Genomic DNA, 19986 nt, shown 5'->3' with positions numbered 1-19986 from the left:
CTTCTCGGTGCGGCAACCGGTGGCACGTCGCCGCGCGACCGGATCGGGGTTCGGATCCTGGCATGCGGCGCGGGGGAACGCCCGGCGCGCGGAGCCGGCTCCGCACAGACGCCGACGGCCGCCGCCCCCGGAGGGACGACGGCCGCCGTGGAGCGGGGCGTGCTACTCGGCGGCGGCCCTGCGCCGGCCGGCGAGGACCAGAGCGCCGCCGACGGCGAGGGCGGCCACGCCGCCGATCGCCGGGACGGCGACGTCGGCGCCGGTGTAGGCCAGCCCGCCCGACCCGGTCGTCCCGCCGCGGACCGTGATCGGCAGGGTCAGGGTGTACGGGTTGCCCATCGGGTCGTCGCCCATGGCGACGAGCGTGTGCTCACCTGCGGCGAGCCCGTCGGGCACGGTCACCTCGACCGAGATGCGGCCGTCACCGTCGGCGACGGTGGTGGTGAGCACCTGCGGCTCCGAGTAGACGAGCACCGTCACCGCCGACCACGGGCTGAACCCGGCACCGGTCAGCGTGACCTTCTGCCCCGGTGCGAGCGTGCTGCCGGCGGCGCCGGCCTTCTGCAGCTGACCGTTCGGGGCCGGGACGGTCGCCGGGAAGGGGATGACCCCCGTCGAGACCTCGGCGACCTCGCCGATCTGCCCCTGGGCGCCGACCGCGTACACGCTCACCGTGTAGTCGTTGCCGGGGAACAGCGGCGCCGTGCAGGTGCGGACGTCGGCCGGGGTGGTGCAGAACAGGCCGCCGAGCTCACCGCCCGAGGAGTGGACGACCTCGTAGCCGGTCACCTCCGGGCTGCCGGCGACCGGCGCGGGGGCGTCCCAGGTGATCGTGGTGGATGTCCCGCCCGGGGTGACCACGACGTTCGTCGGGGCCCCGATCGTCGCGTACGGCGTCGCGGTCAGCGGGTTGCTGGGCTCGCTGGGGACCGTGTCAGGGCCGCCGAGCCCGCGCAGCCGCACGGTGTAGGCGGTGCCGTTGGTCAGGCCGGACACCGTCACCGTCGAGGTGTCGTCCGCGGGGTCGGCGTCCAGCGGCCGCCACGTCGTCCCGCCGTCGATCGTGTACTCGAAGCCGACCGTCTGCGTGCCACCGGGGATGTTCGGCATGTCGGCGAAGTGCAGGGTCAGCTCGCCGTCCCCCGAGCCGATCCCCATGAAGTAGGGCGGGATCGGCTGGCAGGGGGTCCCGACGCCGGAGATCGAACCGGCGCCCGGGGCGGACGGAGTGGAGACCTGCCAGTCCGCCGGTGCACCCCCCGGAGTGGTGTTGGCCTCGTTCCCGCCACCGGCGCCGCCGCTCGCGCCGGCCCCGTCGCCACCGAAGGCGAGCAGGTAGACCGAACCGTCCTTCTGCACGACGCTGGCCGCGCCGCCGCCGCCCGCGCCGACGGCCCCGTCGAGGCCGCCGGCCGCACCCTGCGTCGAGCTCGCACCGCTGGCGTTCGTGCCGCCCGCGGCGCCGGTCTGCGCGGCCACCCCGTCGGCGCCGACGCCGCCCGGGCTCAGGGTGAACACGTCACCCGCGGCGACGCGCAGCGAGGTCGTGAACTGCCCGCCCAGGGCGCCGGCGGCGCCGTCGCTGTCGGCCCCGCCGGAGGCGCCGGTCACCGTCCAGCGGACGAAGCAGATCCCGGCCGGCACGGGTGCCGTGACACCGGCCTCGGACACCGACCACGACGGCGCCGGGGCCGGGGCCGCCTGGGCGACCCCACCGAGGGCGAAGACGGTGGTGGACATGGCGATGGCGCCGACGGCCGTGAGGCCGACCGCACGCCGGGACGGTGGAGCGAGGTGCACGCCGACTCCCTGGAGGGGACCCGGATGGCGCCGGGGACGCGCGCCCGGTCGTCGGACGCCGGGTTACGAGACCACCCCGTCGCCGTCGGCGGGCACCCGCGACATGCGCCTGGTGACGCCTGTGGCGGCGCGTGGCCGGACCGTGACCACCACCGGGAAACCGCAGGTCGGGGCCGGTGCCACCAGCCGAAATGGCGACGAGACCCCCGGCGCGGCTTGTGCGGATCTGCCCAGCGGTACCGACCCCGCGGCGCGCGACCGGGCCGCCCCTGGCGACGTCAGGCCGGCCGGATCGCCCCGACCAGGTGCTCGGTGCCGCTCGTCGCGTGCCGGACCGCGGCGTCCCAGCCACCGTCGGCCCGCGCCGTCGACAGCTCGACCGTCGAGGGCAGGAACAGCGGCTTGCGGAAGGCCACGTCAACGGTGAACGCCTCGGGCAGCCGGTTCTCCAGCGCCGCCAGCACCCGCGCCTTGACCCACATGCCGTGCGCGATCGCCCGCTTGAAGCCGAACGCCTTCGCGGTGAGGCCCGAGAGGTGGATCGGGTTCACGTCCCCGGAGACCTTGGCGTACCGGCGGCCGGCGTCGCCGGGCACCCGCCAGGTGGCGACCGCACGGTCGAGGTCCCCCACCGCCACCGTCACATCGCTTTCCGGCGCGCCCCCGGGAGCCTCGGCCCCCCGCGCCAGGTACGTCGAGCGGCTCCGCCAGACCTCCCCGCCGTCGGCCGAGACCGACGCGCACAGGTCGACGGTCGCCCCGCTGCGGTGCCGCGCGAACCGCTCGGCCCACACCTCGAGGTCGAGCTCCTCGGTGACGCCGATCGGCCGCAGCACGTCGATCCGGTTGCGCACGTGCACCAGCCCGGGCAGCGCCAGCGGGAACGCGCGGTCGGTCATCAGCGCCGTCTGCAGCGGGAAGGTGAGCATGTGGGGGTAGGTCGCCGGCAGCGAGTCCGTCAGCGGGAACCCGCAGACGCGCGCGTAGTCGGCGAGGTTCGCGCCGTCCACCGTCACCCCGGTGCGCGCGAGCCGGGTGTCCGGCAGCTCCCCACCCCGACCCCGCGCGGTGAGCGCCGCCTTCGCGAACAGCGCCGCCATGTTCGGCGGCCCGTCGAGCTCCGTCGTCGCCATCAGGCCCCCAGCATCGACTGGCCGCAGACCCGCACGGTCTGCCCGTTGACCCCGGCGCTGCCCGGCTGCGAGAGCCAGGCGATCGTCTCGGCGACGTCCACCGGCAGCCCGCCCTGCTGGAGCGAGTTGATCCGCGAGCCGATCTCCCGGGTGCCGAAGGGCATCTTCGCCGTCATCTCGGTGACGATGAAGCCCGGCGCGACGGCGTTGATGGTGGCGCCGCGCCCCGCGAACTCCGGCGCCCACGCGCGCACCATGCCGATGACGCCGGCCTTGCTCGCCGCGTAGTTGGTCTGGCCGCGGTTGCCCGCGATGCCCGACTGCGAGGAGACGCAGACGATGCGGGCACCGGGCTTCAGCACGCCGTCGGCGTCCAGGAGCGCCTGGGTGATGTCCAGCTGCGCCTGCAGGTTGACCGCCATCACCGAGTTCCAGCGGGCGGCGTCCATGTTCACCAGCAGCTTGTCGCGGGTGATCCCGGCGTTGTGGACGACGACGTCGACCCCGCCGTGACGCTCCTTCAGGTGCTCGACCAGCCGCTGCGGCGCGTCGTCGGCGGTGATGTCGAGCTGCAGCGCCGTCCCGCCGATCTCGTTGGCCACCTGGGCCAGGTTGTCGCCGGCGGCCGAGATGTCGACGGCGACGACGTGCGCGCCGTCCCGCGCCATCACCGTCGCGATGGCGGCACCGATGCCGCGCGCGGCGCCGGTGACGACGGCGACCTTCCCGGCCAGCGGCTTCTCCTCGTCCGGGTCGGCCGGGACGTCGGCCGGCGAGACGGTGAGCAGCTGCCCGTCGACGTAGGCCGACCGGCCGGAGAGGAAGAACCGCAGCGGGCTCGCGAGCGACGCCTCGGCACCCTCGGGCACGAACAGGGCGTTGGCCGTCGAGCCGTTCAGCAGCTCCTTGCCGATGGAGCGGACCAGTCCGTCCACCGCCTGGCGGGCCGCGGCCTGTGCCGGGGAGCCGGCGTCCGACGGGGGGTCGGCCAGGATCACCACCCGGCCGGAGGCGCGCAGCCGCTTGATCGCCGGGGCCAGGAAGTCGTGCGCGCTGGCCAGGTCTCCCGGCCCGGTGAGCCCGGTCGCGTCGAGGACGACCGCGCCGAGCTTCTCGCCGTCGGTGCCGCCGTCGGCGGTCGCCGGCGACTGCACGGTCACGCCGGCGTCCCGGAGGACAGCGGTGACCGTCTCCCGCAGCCGGCCTGCACCGGCCGAGCCGACGACGGCCGGCCCGTGCAGCAGCGGCTGGCCGGGCTCGTAGCGGCGCAGCTCCGCCGGCCGCGGCAGGCCGAGCTGCTTGGTGAGCGTGGTGCCGAAGCCGGAGTTGGCGAAGTTCGTGTACCAGTCAGCCACTGTTGGTGCCTCCAGGAGGGATCGAGGGTGCCCGCCGCCCGGGTCGAGCCGCCCGGCCCGACGTGCAGCCGGGTCGTGACGCGGCTGCACGTCGGGCGGCGCGGGTGGAGCCGGACGACGGCGGGTGGGTCAGGACTCGAGGATGGCGACGACGCCCTGGCCGCCGGCGGCGCAGATGGAGATCAGGCCACGCTTGCCGGGCCCCGCCTCGTGCAGCTGCTTGGCCAGCTGGGCCACGATCCGGCCGCCGGTCGCGGCGAACGGGTGCCCGGCCGCCAGGGACGAGCCGTTAACGTTGAGCTTGGACCGGTCGATCGAGCCCAGCGGGGCGTCCAGGCCCAGCTTCTCCTTGCAGTAGGCCGGGTCCTCCCAGGCCTTCATCGTCGCGAGCACCGTCGAGGCGAACGCCTCGTGGATCTCGTAGAAGTCGAAGTCCTGCAGGGTCAGCCCGTTGCGGGCGAGCAGCACCGGGACGGCGTAGACCGGCGCCATGAGGAGCCCCTCGCCGCCGTACACGTAGTCGACGGCGGCGGTCTGCGCGTCGACGAGGTGCGCCAGCACCGGCAGCCCCTTGGCGTCGGCCCAGTCGTCGGAGGCCAGCAGCACGGCCGAGGCGCCGTCGGTGAGCGGGGTCGAGTTGCCCGCGGTCATGGTGGCGTCGGGGTCACCCTTGCCGAAGACCGGCTTCAGCTTCGCCAGCTTCTCGACGCTGGAGTCGGGGCGCAGGTTGTTGTCGCGGGCCAGCCCCAGGAACGGCGTCACCAGGTCGTCGAAGAAGCCGCGGTCGTAGGCGGCCGCCATGCTCTGGTGCGAGCGCACCGCGAGCTCGTCCTGCTCCTCGCGGCCGATCTCCCACTCCTTCGCGGTGATCGCCGCGTGGTCGCCCATCGCCAGGCCGGTGCGCGGCTCGGCGTTGCGCGGGATCTCCGGCGCGATCATGCCCGGACGGATCCGGCCGAGGACCTTGAGCCGGTCCTGCCAGGTCTTGGCGTTGTTCAGCGAGATGAGCACGCGGCGCAGCTCGTCGCTGACCGCGAGCGGGGCGTCGGAGGTGGTGTCGACGCCACCGGCGATGCCGGACTCGATCTGCCCCAGGGCGATCTTGTTGGCGACGAGGATCGCTGCCTCCAGCCCCGTGCCGCACGCCTGCTGGACGTCGTAGGCCGGCGTGGTGGGCGACAGCTTCGAGCCGAGGACCGCCTCGCGGGTCAGGTTGAAGTCGCGGGCGTGCTTGAGGACGGCGCCGGCCACCACCTCGCCCACGGACTCACCCTGGAGCCCGAAGCGGGCGACCAGCCCGTCGAGGGTGGCGGTGAGCATGTCCTGGTTGGACGCCTGGGCGTAGGCGGTGTTGGACCGCGCGAACGGGATCCGGTTGCCGCCGACGATCGCGGCCTTGCGGGTGGCCGGGTTCTGGGTAGCCATCGGGACCTCCGAAGTCGGGTGGGACTGGCCGGTACCAACAGTACCCGGTACCGTGGGTGCCGTGAAAGTCGAGGCGGTGCAGCCACCACAGGGGACGCCGGCGGACGAGCGCCGCGCGCCGGAAGTCGCCGCAGCCCCCGGCACCGGCCGGCGCGATCCCGTGCGCGCGGAGATCCGGCGCCCGGCGCGGGCCGCCGGGACGCGTGACCGGCGCGACTCCCGCTGGGACGAGCACCGCCGTGCCCGCCGGGCGGCGCTGGTGGAGGCCGTGGTCGTCGCGGTCGGCAAGCACGGCGCCGGCGTGGGCATGGACGAGATCGCCGCCGAGGCCGGCACCAGCAAGACCGTCGTCTACCGGCACTTCGCCGACCGCAGCGACCTGCACGTCGCCGTCTGCGCCCGGGTGGCCGAGCAGCTGCTGACCACGCTGCGCGCGGCCATGGAGAGCTCCGACCGGCCGCGCGACATGCTGGCCGCCGCCGTCGAGGCCTACCTCGCCTTCCTGGAGGCCGACCCCGAGCTCTACCGCTTCGTCGTCCACGGGCCGGTCGGCGCCGGCGAGGCCGCCGACCCCGTGACGGGCCTCGCCGATCTCGTCGGCGACCAGGCCGCGGCATTCCTGGCCACCGCCCTCGCGCGGACCGGCGGCGACCCGGTCACCGCCGCGCCCTGGGGGCACGGGGTCGTCGGCCTGGTCCGCTCCGCCGCCGACTGGTGGCTGCGCGCCGGCCGCCCCATGCCGCGCCGCGACCTCGCCGCGCACCTCACCGAACTCGCCTGGGCCGGGCTCTCCGGCGTCGTGGCCACCGCACCCCGCAAGGAGGAACTGTGACGAGCACCCTGCCCCCCACGGTCGACCCGGCTCTGCTCCAGGAGGCCCTCGACGGCCGCTGGGCGCACGTGCGCCGCGACGCCCGCGAGAACCTGCACGACCCCGGCATGCTCCCCGTCTACGGGGAGTCGATGGCCGAGGCCCGGGAGCGGGTCACCCGCATGGCGCGGACGCTCGCCGAGTCCGGCCGGGTCACCCTCGGCTTCCCCAAGGAGTTCGGCGGCGAGGCCGACGCCGGCGGCTCGGTCACCTCGATCGAGATGCTCGCCTTCGTCGACCTCTCGCTCATGGTCAAGGCCGGCGTCCAGTGGGGGCTGTTCGGCGGCGCCGTCCAGCTGCTCGGCACGCGCCGGCACCACGAGGACTACCTGCGCGACATCATGAGCTTCGACCTGCCCGGCTGCTTCGCGATGACCGAGACCGGTCACGGCTCCGACGTCCAGCAGCTGCGCACCACCTGCACCTACGACCCGGCGACGCAGACGTTCGACCTGCACACCCCGCACGAGGCCGCGCGCAAGGACTACATCGGCAACGCCGCCAAGGACGGGCGGATGGCGGTCGTCTTCGCGCAGCTGATCACCCAGGGGAAGAACCACGGGGTGCACGCCTGGCTGGTGCCCATCCGCGACGCGGACGGCAACCCGGCGCCCGGCGTCACCATCGGCGACGACGGCCCCAAGGCCGGGCTGCTCGGCGTGGACAACGGCCGGCTGACCTTCGACCACGTCACCGTGCCGCGCGACATGCTGCTCGACCGCTACGGCCAGGTCGCCGAGGACGGCACCTACACCTCCACGATCGAGAACGAGACCCGCCGCTTCTTCACCATGCTCGGCACGCTGGTGCGCGGCCGGGTCAGCGTGGGCGGCTCCGCCTCCGCGGCCACCAAGCTGGCCCTCGACATCGCCGTCCGGTACGGCAACAGCCGCCGCCAGTTCGCCGCCCCCGGCGAGGAGCGCGAGATCGTCATCAACGACTACCTGGTGCACCAGCGCAAGCTGCTGCCGGCGCTGGCGAAGACCTACGCGCTGCACTTCGCGCAGGCCGAGCTGGTCAGCACCATGCACGACGTCCAGACGGCGGTGCACGAGCACGGCCAGGAGATCGACGAGCACGCCCAGCGGGAGCTGGAGTCGCGCGCCGCCGGGCTCAAGGTGGCCCAGACCTGGCACGCCACCCGCACCATCCAGATGTGCCGCGAGGCCTGCGGCGGCGCGGGCTACCTGCAGGAGAACCGGCTGCCCCACCTCAAGGCCGACACCGACGTCTTCACCACGTTCGAGGGCGACAACACGGTCCTGCTGCAGCTGGTGGCCAAGGGTCTGCTGACCGGCTACCGGGACAACTTCGGCTCTCTCGACGGCTGGGGCCGGGTCAGCTTCGTGGCCGACATGGTCCGCGAGACCGTGCTGGAGCGGACGGCGGCCCGCGCGCTCCTCCAGCGGCTCGTCGACGCCGTCCCCGGCCGGGACGACGAGGTGCCGATGCTCGACCGCGGCTGGCAGGCCAAGATGCTCGAGTTCCGCGAGAAGCACGCGCTCGAGGGCGCCATCCGGCGGCTGCGGAAGAACTCGGCCACCGAGGGCATGGCCCCCTTCGACGTCTTCAACGACGTCCAGGACCACGTGCTGAAGACGGCGGAGGCGCACATCGACCGGATCGTCCTGGAGGCGTTCGTCGAAGGCGTCGAGCGCGTCAGCGACCCCGCCGCGAAGGCGCTGCTGGACACCCTGTGCGACCTCTACGCCCTCTCGACCATCGAGGCGGACAAGGGCTGGTTCCTCGAGCACGGGCAGCTCACCCCGGCCCGGGCGAAGTCGCTCACGGCCACGGTGAACGGTCTGCTCAAGCAGCTGCGACCGCATCTGACCACGCTGGTCGACGCCTTCGCCATCCCGGCGGACTGGAAGGCCGCGGCGATCCTGGAGGAGGAGCCGGCCCGGCAGGAGGCGATGGCCGCCCGCGACGCCGAGCTGCGCGCGAGCACCCCCGACGGGACGGCGACGGCGCTGGACGTCCCGCCCGGCCAGTAGGGGAAGGACCTCGTCCTCCCCTTCGCACGCTCGGGGCGGGACCCTGGACGAGGCCGTTCCAGGGCGTCACGCTGACCCGCGCCTCGCAGGCTCGGCGCGGGTCAGCGCAGGCGGACGGCGAGGACGGCCACGTCGTCCTCGGCGTCGGGCAGGAACATGCGCTCGAGCACCCGGTCGCACAGCTCGTCCAGCGGCAGGCCGGCGCACTCCCCCAGCACCTCGAGCAGCTGCTCGGTGCCCGCGTCGATGTCGCGGTCGCGGCGCTCGACCAGGCCGTCGGTGTAGAGCAGCACCGTGGAGCCCGGCGCGAGGACCGCCACGTGGTCCTCCCGCCGGGTCTCCGGTGCGACGCCGAGCAGCAGGTCGGCCTGCTTGGCGTCCAGCAGGACCACACTGCGGTCGGAGGCCAGCAGGGCCGGCGGCGGGTGGCCGGCGTTGGCCCAGCGCAGCCGCAGCCGGCCGGCCTCGTCGGCGGGCTCGGGCTCCAGCTGGGCCACCAGCGCGGTGGCCATCGTGTTGAGCGCCAGCCCGTGGACGGCGCGGTCGAGCTCGGTGAGCACCTCCGCGGGTGAGCCGCCGCTGGAGTAGCTGATCCCGCGCAGCAGGCCGCGGACCTGGCCCATCGCCGCGGCCGCCCGGGTGTCGTGCCCGACGACGTCACCGATCGCCAGCACGGTCGTGCCGTCGCGCTGCAGGAACGCGTCGTACCAGTCGCCGCCGATCTCGGCCCCCTCGGCGGCCGGCACGTACCGGACGACGATCTCGCAGTGCTCCGGCTGCGGCGGCTCGGTGAGCATGCTGCGCTGCAGGGCGTCGGCGAGGTCGCGCTGCTGCCCGTACAGCCGCGCCTGGTGGAGGGCCAGGCCCGCCCGCCGGCCGATCTCCACGGCCGTGTCCACCTCCCCCTCCCCCAGCGGGCCGCGGTCCTCGCCGGTGAACAGCCCCATCGCCCCGAGCGCCTGCCCGCGCGCGACGAGCGGCACGACGACGGCGGAGGCAGCGCCCAGCCGGGCGAAGAGCTCCCGGGTGGCGGGGTCGGGCAGCGCGCGGGCGACGTGCTCGCAGTCGATGTCCGGCAGCACCATCGGGCGGCCGGTGGCGGTCACCTGCCGCGCGGCCGACTCCTCGGTCATCTCCGCGACCATCGCCCGGACGTAGGCCTGGACCTCCTCGCGGCGCGTGGGGTCGCGGTGGCCGCTGGCCAGCCCGTGCAGCCGGCCCTGCTCGTCGGTGACCACGATCCAGCACCAGTCGGCCAGCTCGGGCACGACGAGCGAGGCGAGCCGACCGATCTGCTGGTCGATGTCGAGCGTGCCCGAGAGCACCCGGCCGGCGTCCGCGAGCAGCCGCAGCCGCTGGTTGGCGTGCGCCATCGCCGCGACCGCCGCCGCACGCTCGGCGTCGGCCTGCAGGCGCGAGACGCTCAGCGCGATCTGCGCGGCCAGCGCCTCGAGCACCTCGACGTCGTCGGCGGTGAACTCGTGCTCGGTGGTCCACACCGCCAGGAAGGCCCCGAGCAGCCGCCCCTCGATGCGCAGCGGGATCGTCGCCAGCGCGCTCAGGCCGAGCAGCTCGACGACCGGCTCGAGCGCGGGGAACCGGTCGACGGCCTCGCGGGGGTCGCCGAGCAGCAACCGGCGCCCGTGCCGGGCCGCGTGCTGCGCGGGGAGCGCGTCGTCCATCGGGAGGACCACGCCGTCGTCGAGCCAGGCGTCCGGCACACCCTCCCGGACGGTGGCGACCATGTTGCCGGCCATGCGCAGCCGCAGCGGACCGCCCGACGAGTCGAAGACGGCCAGTGCGCTGGACTCCGCACCCAGCACCTGGACTCCGCGCAGCGCGATGTCGGCGAGCTGGTCCGGCCGGGCGGCGTTGGCCAGCTCGGCCGCCACCTCGGCGATGGCGGCGGCCCGCTGCACGGCGGTGAGCCGCCGCTGCGCCTGGCCGCGGGCCTCGGTGATGTCGACGGCCGTGCCGAGGACCCGCGCCGGGGTGCCCGTCGCGTCGGCCACCACGCGGCCGCGGGCGAGCACCCAGCGGGTCGCGCCGTCCTCGCGCAGCGCCCGGAACTCGACGGTGTAGTCGCCGCGCTCCTCGGTCGCCACCCGCATGGCATCGGCGATCGCGGCGTGGTCGTCGGGGTGCACGTGCGACTCGAGGACGTCGTCCAGCGAGTTCAGCTCCACCGCGGACTCCAGGCCGAACAGCGCCGCGCACCGGTCGTCCCAGTGGATCGTCCCGGTGCGCAGGTCCCGTTCCCAGATGCCGACGGAGCTCGCCTCGAGGGCGACCTCGAGCCAGGCCCGCGAGGTGCCGACCGCCGACTGCGCCGCCGAGAGCTCCAGCTCGGCGACGACGGAGGCCGCCAGCTGCTCCAGCAGCTCGGCGGCGTCGGCGGACCAGCTCCGCGGCGCGGCGTCGTACACGGCCAGCGCACCCACGACCTGGCCCGAGGCGGCCATCAGCGGCGCGCCCAGGTAGGCGCCGACCTCGCCGGAGGAGACCGCGGGCAGGTCCGCCACGCGCGGGTCCTCGGCGGCCGCCGCGATCTTCAGCGGCCGGCCCTGGCGAACCGTGATGGCCGAGAGGGCACCGGTCGTCAGCGCCGGCCCCCCCACCACGCCGGCGGGTAGCCCGTGCCCGCCGACGACGACGTCGTGGTCGGTGAAGAGGGTGACCTTCGCGTGACCGGCGTCCAGGAGCCGGGCGGCCAGCGCCGAGAGCCGGTCGAAGGCCGCGGGTCCCGGGACCTCCAGCAGCAGCCGGCGCGCCGCGGCGATCCGCAGCGGATCGGTGAGCGGGTCCGCCTCGAACTGCCCGTCCGGGACAGCGGAGCCTGTCGTGGCCACGCACCCTCCGCCCGGCGTCCGCTGCCCCCGCACCGGGGGCGTCCTCCGCACATGCTGGCACGGCTCACCGACGGGACCGGACCGGTGTCCCCGCCACGGGCGCGCCCTCCCCCCGCCGGGGTGAGGCGCGCAGCTGCGGTCAAGGACCGGGGCGCACCGGTCGATCTCCTGACCATGCTGGGCACGCGCACTGCCGGACTGCCGGACTGCCGGCCGCTGCTCGCCGACGCCGACGACCTCACGCTGGTGTTCCAGCCGATCGTCGACCTCGCCACGGCGAGCATCGCCGGCTACGAGGCGCTGGCCCGCTTCCCCGGCGCGGCCGGGCCCGACGTGTGGTTCGCCGCCGCAGCCGAGACCGGGATCGCCGCCGAGCTCGAGGCGCTGGCCGTCCACAAGGCGCTCGCCGCGGTCGACGCGCTGCCCGCCGACACCTTCCTGACCGTGAACATCAGCCCGCACCTGCTGGGCACCGAGGTGATCCAGACGGCGCTGGCCGCCCGGCCCGACCTGCACCGCGTCGTGGTGGAGCTGACCGAGCACACCCCGGTCGACGACCTGTCCGCCCTGCGTCGGCAGACCGACGCCCTGCGGCAGCGCGGCGCGCTCATCGCCCTGGACGACGCCGGCAGCGGTTACTCCGGGCTGCAGCAGCTGGCCGCCGTCCGGCCGCAGCTGGTGAAGCTCGACCGTGCCCTCGTCTCCGACGTCGACGGCGACCCGGTGCGCATGGCCCTGGTCGAGATGATCGGCGAGTTCGCCGGGCGCATCGACGCCTGGCTGCTGGCCGAGGGCGTGGAGACCCCCGCGGAGCTGGCCGCGTTCACCCGCCTCGGCGTGCCGCTGGCGCAGGGCTGGCTGCTGGGCCGCCCGGCCCCGGAGTTCCGGCCGCTGGACCCCGAGGTCGCGCGGCTGGTGCGCGCGCACGTGGCACGCGCCGGGTTGACCGACAGCGTCGCCAGCCTGCTGCGGCCGGTGCGCCAGCACCTGCTCGGCGAGGACGTGCCCGCCACCCCGCCGGCCGTCCTGGTGGGGCCGCACGGGGAGCCCGCGGCGCTGCTGCTCTGCGACCCGCGGACCGGTGAGGTGCACACCGCGCCGGTCTCGCTCCGGGTGCACCCCTCCACCGACATCGGCGACGCCCTGCGCCGGGCGCTCACCCGACCGCCCGCCCACCGCTTCGACCCCGTCGTCTGCACGGACCCGACCGGCCACGTGCTCGGGCTGCTGCGGATCGAGGACCTGGCGTCCAGCGCCAGGTCGGACCGCTGACCCACCCAGAGGAGAGACACCCATGAAGCGTTTCGCCCGCGGCGACGTCATCCCCGGCTGCGACGCCACGTCCACCGCGGCCGACGAGGACGGCATCTTCGCGCAGGCGGTGCCCCACGGCGGCGCCGCGCACGGCATCGACGAGGCCGGCGCCGAGCTGCTGGCGACGGCCCGCTCGCACATCCTCGACGTCTGAGACCGGCCCCGCCGGCGAGCTCCCGCGCGCGGCGAGGGCGCCCCGGAGGGCCGCCGTCCCGGCGCCTCGCGCGGCCCGCGACGGGGAGTGACCGCTGTGACCAGCGGGTCTGCTGCGGGGTTTCCCGGCACCCCCCACTGGCCAGGACAGCACACGGCATGACACCGTGCTGCCGGCCCGGACTCCCGCGGGACGGGCCGTCCGCACCCCGCGACGAGCGTGGGAGCGGGAACCCCGGCGGCGCGCCGCGCGTCCGGGAGGGAAGACCCGGCTGAGTGCCGAGCACACGGCACCGCCACCGCCTACGAGAGGAAACACATGAACAAGGCCGAACTGGTCTCCGCCATCGCCAAGCGCGCCGACGTCCCGGCCTCGACCGTCGACTCGGTCCTCGCCGGCCTGCAGGACGAGCTGGTCGACGCCATCACCCGTGGCGAGAAGGTGGCCGTCTCCGGGCTGATCACCGTCGAGCGGACCCAGCGTTCCGCCCGCACCGGCCGCAACCCGCAGACCGGTGAGTCGATCGACATCCCCGCGGCCAACACCGTCAAGGTGACCGCCGGCTCGAACCTCAAGAAGGCCGCGAGCTCCGTCCCGGTCTGATCGCAGGTCGCGCCCGCAGCCGGGCGGACGCCGAGACCCCCATGTGTCCCGGCTCACAACGGCGTGAGTCAGGATGCCGGTCGAGGCGTCGCCCGGCGGCGGACGGCGCCCGGGACCCGGAGGTGCGCGTGAGCGACGAACTGCAGGTGGTCACCGACCCGGCAGAGGTGGGCATGGACCCCGCCCGGCTGGGACGCCTGGACGGCCGGCTGGCCCGCTACGTCGAGGACGGCCAGCTGCCCGGCTTCCTGGTGACGGTCGCCCGGCGCGGGAAGCTGGTGCACGTCGGGCGCTACGGCTCCCGCGACGTGGAGAACGGCCTCCCCGTCGAGCTGGACACCCGGTGGCGCATCTTCTCGATGACGAAGCCGGTCACCTCGGTGGCGGCGATGATGCTGTACGAGGAAGGCGCCTTCCAGCTCACCGACCCGATCTCGCGGTGGCTGCCCGAGTTCGCCGAGACCCGGGTCTACGTCGCCGGGTCGGCGATGAAGCCGGTGACCGCCCCGCAGGTGGAGCCGATCCGGATCTGGCACCTGCTGACCCACATGTCGGGGCTCACCTACGGCTTCCACCACGCCCACCCCGTGGACGCGATGTACCGCACGATGGGGCACGAGTGGGGCACCCCGCCGGGCGCGGACTCCGCCGAGGTCTGCCGGCAGTGGGCCTCGGTGCCCCTGGTGTTCCAGCCCGGCAGCGAGTGGAACTACGGCGTCTCCACCGACGTCCTGGGCCGGCTGGTCGAGGTCGTCTCCGGGCAGCCGCTGGACGAGTTCTTCGCTTCTCGCATCTTCGGGCCGCTCGGCATGGCCCAGACGTCGTTCGGGCTGCGCCCCGAGGACGACCCCGACACCCTGGCCCGGCTCTACGCCGCCACCCCTGGGCAGCCGGGCGGCGCGCCCACGGGCTTCGCCCCGCTCGACGCCATGGGGCAGGCGGCGCTGAGCAAGCCCGCGTTCCTCTCCGGCGGCGGCGGGCTGGTCTCCACCGCCGGGGACTACCTGCGGTTCGCGGAGATGCTGCGCCGAGGTGGCGCCTACGACGGCGGCCGGCTGCTCGGCCCGCGCACGCTCGCGCACATGGTGCGCAACCACATCCCCGGCGGCCAGGACCTGGAGAGCTTCGGCCGTCCACTCTTCGCCGAGACCCCGCTGCGTGGGGTGGGCTTCGGCCTCGGGGTCTCGATGGTGATCGACCCGACGCGCTACGGCGTCGTCTCGAACATCGGCGACTACAGCTGGGGCGGGGCGGCGTCCACGGCGTTCTACGTGGACCCGGTCGAGGACATCACCGTCGGCTTCTACACGCAGCTGCTGCCCTCGAGCACCCTGCCGATCCGCAACTACCTGCGCCAGCTGGTCAACCAGGCCCTCGTCAGCTGACCCGGGCCGGTCCGCTCCGGGATCAGGTCACCTGATCATCGAGCGTCCTCCCTCACGGTCGGCGGTGAGGGAGGACGCCGCACGGCGCGGGAGGACGGCGAGTGCGAGCCGTCTCCGTCCGCCGTGACCGGCCCGCCGCGGACGGATCGACCCCTGGAGGGGCGGGCCCCGTCGAGGAGCCCGCCCCTCCGGGTCAGAGGTAGCGGCGGTAGACGACGGTGGCGACCATCGCCGGCTTGCTCCCGCCCTCGACCTCCATGGTCACGGCGAGGTTCATCTGGATGCCGCCCTCGAACGGCGTCGCCGCCTCGAGCGTGGCGCCGGCCCGCACCCGCGCGCCTACGGGCACCGGCGAGGGGAAGCGCACCTTCTCCGTGCCGTAGTTCACGCCCATGCGGAACCCGGTGATCTCCACGATCTGCGGCACCAGCGACGGCAGCAGCGACAGCGTCAGGTAGCCGTGCGCGATCGGGCCACCGAACGGGCTCTCCTTCGTCGCCCGCTCCGGGTCGACGTGGATCCACTGGTGGTCCCCGGTCGCGTCGGCGAACTGGTTCACCTGCTCCTGGGTGATCGCCACCCAGTCGCTGTGCCCCAGGTGCTGCCCGACCAGGCCCTGGACCCCCTCGACGCCGTGCGCCGTCGTCTGCGCCATCTGTCTGCCTCCTCGTGGACGGTCTGGTTGGCTGACTCCACCACACACCACGATCGGACGGGGAGCGGGTTGCTGCGACTGGGGGCCCTCGACGTGCCGGACGGCTCGTTCGCGGTCATGGCGATCGTGAACCGCACCCCCGACTCGTTCTACGACCGCGGCGCCACCTACGAGCTGGCCGCGGCGCTGGAGCGCGTCGACCGGGTGGTCGCCGAGGGCGCGGACATGGTGGACGTCGGCGGCGTGAAGGCGGCGCCGGGCGAGGAGGTCTCCCCTGCCGAGGAGGTGCGCCGGACCGTCGACCTCGTGGCGGCCATCCGCGCGGCGCACCCGGCGCTGCCGATCTCGATCGACACCTGGCGGGCCTCCGTCGCCCGGGAGGCGCTGGCGGCCGGTGCCGACGTCGTGAACGACGCCTGGGGCGGGGGTGACCCGGAGCTGGCCACGGTGGCGGCCGAGGCGGGCGCGGGGATCGTGTGCACCCACGCCGGTGGGCTGCCGCCGCGGACCCGGCCGCACCGGGTCGCCTACGCCGACGTCGTCGCCGACATCGTGACCCGGACGACGGCCCTGGCCGAGGCCGCCGTCGCCGCGGGGGTGGAGCGCGAGCGGGTGCTGGTCGACCCGGGGCACGACTTCGGCAAGAACACCCGGCACTCGCTGGAGGCCACCCGCCGGCTGGGCGAGCTCGTCGCCACCGGCTGGCCGGTGCTGGTGGCGCTGTCGAACAAGGACTTCGTCGGCGAGACCCTCGACGTCCCCCTCGAGGAGCGCCTCACCGGCACCCTGGCCGCGACGGCGGTGAGCGCGTGGCTGGGAGCGCGGGTGTTCCGCGCCCACGACGTCGCCGCCACCCGGCAGACGCTGGACATGGTGGCGTCCATCCAGGGCACCCGGCCGCCCGTGCGCACCGTCCGCGGCCTCGCCTGAGCGCCCGCCGCGCCCGCCCCGCGCCACGATCAGCTCACCTGATCATCGAGCGTCCTCCCTCGCGGTGGGGGGTGAGGGAGGACGCGCTGCGGTGAGGGAGGACGCGCTGCCGCGAGGCGGACGCCCACCGCTGAGGGGAGGACGGAGGGCCGGCCGGCCGCCTGGATAGGTTGCCAGCCATGTCCGCCACCGGGTTCCTGACCGCCGACGAGCTCAACGACCTGCTGCCGGGCACCTTCCCGGGCCTGCTCGGCATCGTCGTCGACACCCACGAACCGGGGCGGCTCACCTCGCACCTCGACATCCGGCCCGAGCTGCTGGCACCGAACGGCTACCTGCACGCCGGCACGGTCGTCACCCTGGCCGACACCAGCTGCGGGCTGCCCACGCGCGCCCTGCTGCCCGACGGCTCCAGCGGCTTCACCACGATCGAGCTGAAGAGCAACCACCTCAGCACCGCGCGCGAGGGCCGCATCGCCTGCGAGGCGACCAACGTGCACGCCGGGCGGACGACGCAGGTGTGGGACGCCGTCGTGCGCAACGCCGACACGGGGAAGACCATCGCGCTGTTCCGCTGCACGCAGTCGGTGCTCTGGCCCCGCTGATCGGGCGAACTCGCCGGTAACCCCCCTGTGAGCCGGGACACCGCATGGTGTGAGACTGGCGCCACACACCATGCGAGGAGGAACACCCGTGGCGCTGTCCAGCCCGTATCCCGACGTCGAGATCCCGAACGTCTCCGTCCCCGAGTTCGTCCTGGCGGCCGGCCGGGAGAAGCCCGACGCACCAGCGCTGATCGACGGCCTCAAGGGCGACGTCATCACCCACGGTCAGCTGGCCCAGTACGTGGACCGGGTCGCCGCCAACCTGCACGCCCGCGGCCTGCGCAAGGGCGACGTCGTCGCCGTCTTCTGCCCGAACACCCCGTGGTTCCCGGTCGTGTTCCACGGCATCGCCGCCGCCGGCTGCGTGATGAGCCCGATCAACTCGCTCTACACGCCCGAGGAGATCGCCTTCCAGCTGAAGGACTCCGGGGCGAAGATGCTCATCACCATCTCGCTGTTCATGGACCGCGCCAGCGCGGCCGTGGAGAAGTCGCCGGTCGACGAGGTCGTCGTGCTCGACGGCGCCGAGGGCCACGCCAACCTGTTCGACCTGCTCGGCGCCGACGCACCGAGCGTCCAGGTGGACATCGACCCGGCCAACGACCTGGTCACCCTCCCCTACTCCAGCGGCACCACGGGCCTGCCCAAGGGCGTCATGCTCACCCACCGCAACCTGGTGGCCAACGTCGCGCAGTGCCGCCCGCTGATCCAGCTGGGCGAGGACGAGCGGATCATCGCCGTCCTGCCGTTCTTCCACATCTACGGCCTCACCGTGCTGATGAACCAGGGCCTGGCCTGGGGCGGCGCCGTCGTCACCCTCCCCCGGTTCGACCTCGAGGACTTCCTGCGCACCATCCAGGACCACAAGATCACCCGCGCGTTCGTGGCGCCGCCCATCCTGCTGGCCATGGCCAAGCACCCGCTGGTCGACCAGTACGACCTCTCCTCGCTCACCTCGATCCTCTCCGGCGCCGCCCCGCTCGACGAGCAGCTCGCGCTGGCCGCCCAGGACCGGCTGCGCAAGGGTGCCGACACCGGCGTCTCGGTCGGCCAGGGCTACGGCATGACCGAGCTCTCCCCCGTCTCGCACACCACGCCCGACCCGGGCGCGGAGCCGCCCGGCGTCACCAGCGAGGTGCCGAAGGGCTCGGTCGGCTACGCGGTGCCCAACACCGAGTGCCGGCTGATCGACCCGAGCACGGGTGAGGACGCCGCCCCCGGCGAGCGCGGCGAGCTGTGGGTGCGCGGCCCGCAGGTCATGAAGGGCTACCTCAACAACCCCGATGCCACGGTCGGCACCATCGACAGCGAGGGCTGGCTGCACACCGGCGACGTCGCGATCGTCGACGAGCACGGCCGCTACACCGTCGTCGACCGGGTCAAGGAGCTGATCAAGTACAAGGGCTACCAGGTGGCCCCGGCCGAACTGGAGGCCGTGCTGATCAACCACCCGGAGATCGCCGACGCCGCCGTGATCGGGGTGCCGGACAAGGAGAGCGGCGAGGAGCTGCCCAAGGCCTTCGTGGTGCGCGCCCCCGGCTCGGAGCTCACCGAGGACGCCGTCATGGCCTACATGTCCGAGAAGGTGGCCCCGCACAAGAAGATCCGCTTCGTCGAGTTCATCGAGCAGGTGCCGAAGTCGGCGGCGGGCAAGATCCTGCGCAAGGACCTGAAGGCCCGCGCGTAAGCAGGAGCTCCCCCGCGCGTGAGCATGGCGCCGGGACCGCCGGACAGCGTCGTCCGGTGGTCCCGGCGCCATGATCGTTCGGGGGCGTGGCGCCGGTGACGTGCTGGAACGGCCCCGTCGCAGGGTCCCGCCCCGGGCCTGCGAGGGGCGGGGGGCGACGGGGTTCTTCTAGGGTCGGGGCATGCGTGCGGTGACCATCAGCGAACCCGGCGGCCCCGACGTCCTCGGGTGGGGCGAGGTCCCCGACCCGGTCTGCGGCCCCGGCGAGGTGCTCGTCGACGTCGCGGCCGCCGCGGTGAACCGGGCCGACCTGCTGCAGCGGCAGGGCTTCTACCCGCCTCCCGGGGGCGCCAGCGAGATCCTCGGCCTGGAGTGCAGCGGCACCGTGAGCGAGGTCGGCGAGGGCGTGACCGGCTGGTCGGTCGGCGACGAGGTGTGCGCGCTGCTCTCCGGTGGCGGCTACGCCGAGCGGGTCGCCGTCCCCGCCGGGCAGCTGCTGCCCAAGCCCGCCGGCGTGGAGCTGGCCACGGCGGCCGCGCTGCCCGAGGTGACCTGCACGGTGTGGTCGAACGTGTTCATGCTGGCCCGGCTCGGCAGGGACGAGACCTTCCTCGTGCACGGCGGGTCCAGCGGGATCGGGACCATGGCCATCCAGCTCGCCGTCCGCGCCGGGGCCCGCGTGCTCACCACCGCCGGAACCCAGGCCAAGCTGGACGTCTGCCGCGAGCTGGGCGCCGAGGTCGCGATCAACTACCGCGACGAGGACTTCGTCGAGCGGGTGCGCGAGGCGACCGACGGCCGCGGCGTCGACGTCGTCCTGGACAACATGGGCGCCAAGTACCTGGCGCGGAACGTCGAGGCGCTGGCCGTCGGCGGCCGGCTGGTGATCATCGGCATGCAGGGCGGGTCGAAGGCGGAGCTCGACATCGCCATGCTGCTGCGCAAGCGGGCGGCGGTGCACGCCACCGCCCTGCGCTCGCGGCCGGCGACCGGCCCGGGCGGCAAGGCCGACATCGTCGCCGCGGTGCGGCACGACGTGTGGCCCGACGTCGAGCGCGGGACGATCCGGCCGGTCGTCGACCGGCGGCTGCCGATGTCGCGGGCGGCCGAGGCCCACCGCGTCGTCGAGGCCAGCGAGCACGTCGGCAAGGTGCTGCTGCTCCCCGGCTCCTGACGGCCCCGCCCCGAGGCTCGTCGCGAGCCTGCGAGCGATGAGGAGGGCG

At 74.4% G+C, this 19986-nt stretch carries 16 protein-coding genes; 10 read left to right on the top strand and 6 right to left on the bottom strand.

Features of this window, described 5'->3' with window-relative positions:
* Nucleotides 1-162: 162 nt before the first annotated feature.
* The 4 genes from ACI79S_RS07635 to ACI79S_RS07620 all read right to left on the bottom strand — a co-directional run bounded on the left by ACI79S_RS07635 (nt 163) and on the right by ACI79S_RS07620 (nt 5713).
* Nucleotides 163-1800, bottom strand: a complete 1638-nt coding sequence (locus ACI79S_RS07635) for a fibronectin type III domain-containing protein (protein WP_456592845.1) — start codon at nt 1798-1800, stop codon at nt 163-165.
* Nucleotides 1801-2078: 278 nt separating this feature from the next.
* The gene (locus ACI79S_RS07630) at nt 2079-2933 is read right to left on the bottom strand and encodes a MaoC family dehydratase (RefSeq protein ID WP_456592844.1); all 855 of its coding nucleotides are present in this window, start codon (nt 2931-2933) and stop codon (nt 2079-2081) included.
* Nucleotides 2933-4288 carry a 3-oxoacyl-ACP reductase gene (locus tag ACI79S_RS07625; protein WP_456592843.1) on the bottom strand — a complete coding sequence of 452 codons (1356 nt, stop codon included), beginning with the start codon at nt 4286-4288 and terminating at the stop codon, nt 2933-2935. The genes ACI79S_RS07630 and ACI79S_RS07625 overlap by 1 nt, the downstream gene beginning before the upstream one ends.
* Nucleotides 4289-4417: 129 nt before the next feature.
* Nucleotides 4418-5713 (bottom strand): acetyl-CoA C-acetyltransferase, encoded by a 1296-nt coding sequence (locus tag ACI79S_RS07620; RefSeq protein WP_456592842.1) that lies wholly within the window; start codon nt 5711-5713, stop codon nt 4418-4420.
* A gap of 61 nt (nt 5714-5774) precedes the next feature.
* Between ACI79S_RS07620 and ACI79S_RS07615 the strand changes: the two genes are divergently transcribed.
* Together ACI79S_RS07615 and ACI79S_RS07610 are read left to right on the top strand one after the other, a co-directional pair.
* Nucleotides 5775-6545, top strand: a complete 771-nt coding sequence (locus tag ACI79S_RS07615) for a TetR family transcriptional regulator (protein WP_456592841.1) — start codon at nt 5775-5777, stop codon at nt 6543-6545.
* Nucleotides 6542-8581 (top strand): acyl-CoA dehydrogenase family protein, encoded by a 2040-nt coding sequence (locus ACI79S_RS07610; protein WP_456592840.1) that lies wholly within the window; start codon nt 6542-6544, stop codon nt 8579-8581. Before ACI79S_RS07615 ends, ACI79S_RS07610 begins: the two co-directional genes overlap by 4 nt.
* A gap of 101 nt (nt 8582-8682) precedes the next feature.
* Here the strand turns inward: ACI79S_RS07610 and ACI79S_RS07605 are convergent, their stop codons facing one another.
* Entirely contained in the window at nt 8683-11430 is a 2748-nt protein-coding gene (locus tag ACI79S_RS07605) for a SpoIIE family protein phosphatase (RefSeq protein ID WP_456592839.1), read from the bottom strand.
* 120 nt (nt 11431-11550) lie between these two features.
* On the opposite strand from ACI79S_RS07605, the gene ACI79S_RS07600 reads away from it, so the two are divergent.
* The 4 genes from ACI79S_RS07600 (at nt 11551) to ACI79S_RS07585 (ending at nt 14886) form a co-directional block, all read left to right on the top strand.
* On the top strand, nt 11551-12702 hold the full coding sequence (locus ACI79S_RS07600; RefSeq protein WP_456592838.1) for an EAL domain-containing protein: 1152 nt from the start codon (nt 11551-11553) through the stop codon (nt 12700-12702).
* Between the two features lie 22 nt (nt 12703-12724).
* Nucleotides 12725-12898, top strand: a complete 174-nt coding sequence (locus ACI79S_RS07595; protein ID WP_456592837.1) for a DUF1059 domain-containing protein — start codon at nt 12725-12727, stop codon at nt 12896-12898.
* 219 nt (nt 12899-13117) lie between these two features.
* Nucleotides 13118-13501 carry an HU family DNA-binding protein gene (locus tag ACI79S_RS07590; RefSeq protein WP_456592836.1) on the top strand — a complete coding sequence of 128 codons (384 nt, stop codon included), beginning with the start codon at nt 13118-13120 and terminating at the stop codon, nt 13499-13501.
* Between the two features lie 128 nt (nt 13502-13629).
* The gene (locus ACI79S_RS07585) at nt 13630-14886 is read left to right on the top strand and encodes a serine hydrolase domain-containing protein (protein WP_456592835.1); all 1257 of its coding nucleotides are present in this window, start codon (nt 13630-13632) and stop codon (nt 14884-14886) included.
* Between the two features lie 193 nt (nt 14887-15079).
* On the opposite strand, the gene ACI79S_RS07580 is transcribed toward ACI79S_RS07585, so the two are convergent.
* Nucleotides 15080-15541 carry a MaoC family dehydratase gene (locus tag ACI79S_RS07580; RefSeq protein WP_456592834.1) on the bottom strand — a complete coding sequence of 154 codons (462 nt, stop codon included), beginning with the start codon at nt 15539-15541 and terminating at the stop codon, nt 15080-15082.
* A 69-nt stretch (nt 15542-15610) separates the two neighbouring features.
* On the opposite strand from ACI79S_RS07580, the gene folP reads away from it, so the two are divergent.
* The 4 genes from folP (at nt 15611) to ACI79S_RS07560 (ending at nt 19937) form a co-directional block, all read left to right on the top strand.
* Nucleotides 15611-16471, top strand: coding sequence for a dihydropteroate synthase (gene folP, locus ACI79S_RS07575; protein ID WP_456592833.1), 861 nt, complete (start codon nt 15611-15613; stop codon nt 16469-16471).
* Nucleotides 16472-16650: 179 nt separating this feature from the next.
* Entirely contained in the window at nt 16651-17076 is a 426-nt protein-coding gene (locus ACI79S_RS07570) for a PaaI family thioesterase (protein WP_456592832.1), read from the top strand.
* A gap of 88 nt (nt 17077-17164) precedes the next feature.
* Entirely contained in the window at nt 17165-18763 is a 1599-nt protein-coding gene (locus ACI79S_RS07565; protein ID WP_456592831.1) for a 4-coumarate--CoA ligase family protein, read from the top strand.
* 181 nt (nt 18764-18944) lie between these two features.
* Nucleotides 18945-19937: an NAD(P)H-quinone oxidoreductase gene (locus ACI79S_RS07560; RefSeq protein WP_456592830.1), complete on the top strand. Its 993-nt coding sequence runs from the start codon at nt 18945-18947 to the stop codon at nt 19935-19937.
* Nucleotides 19938-19986: the final 49 nt, after the last annotated feature.

The sequence above is a fragment of the Blastococcus sp. SYSU DS1024 genome, assembly GCF_054050795.1.
The sequence above is the reverse complement of the archived record's forward strand: the minus strand, read 5'-3'. Positions and strand labels throughout refer to the sequence as shown.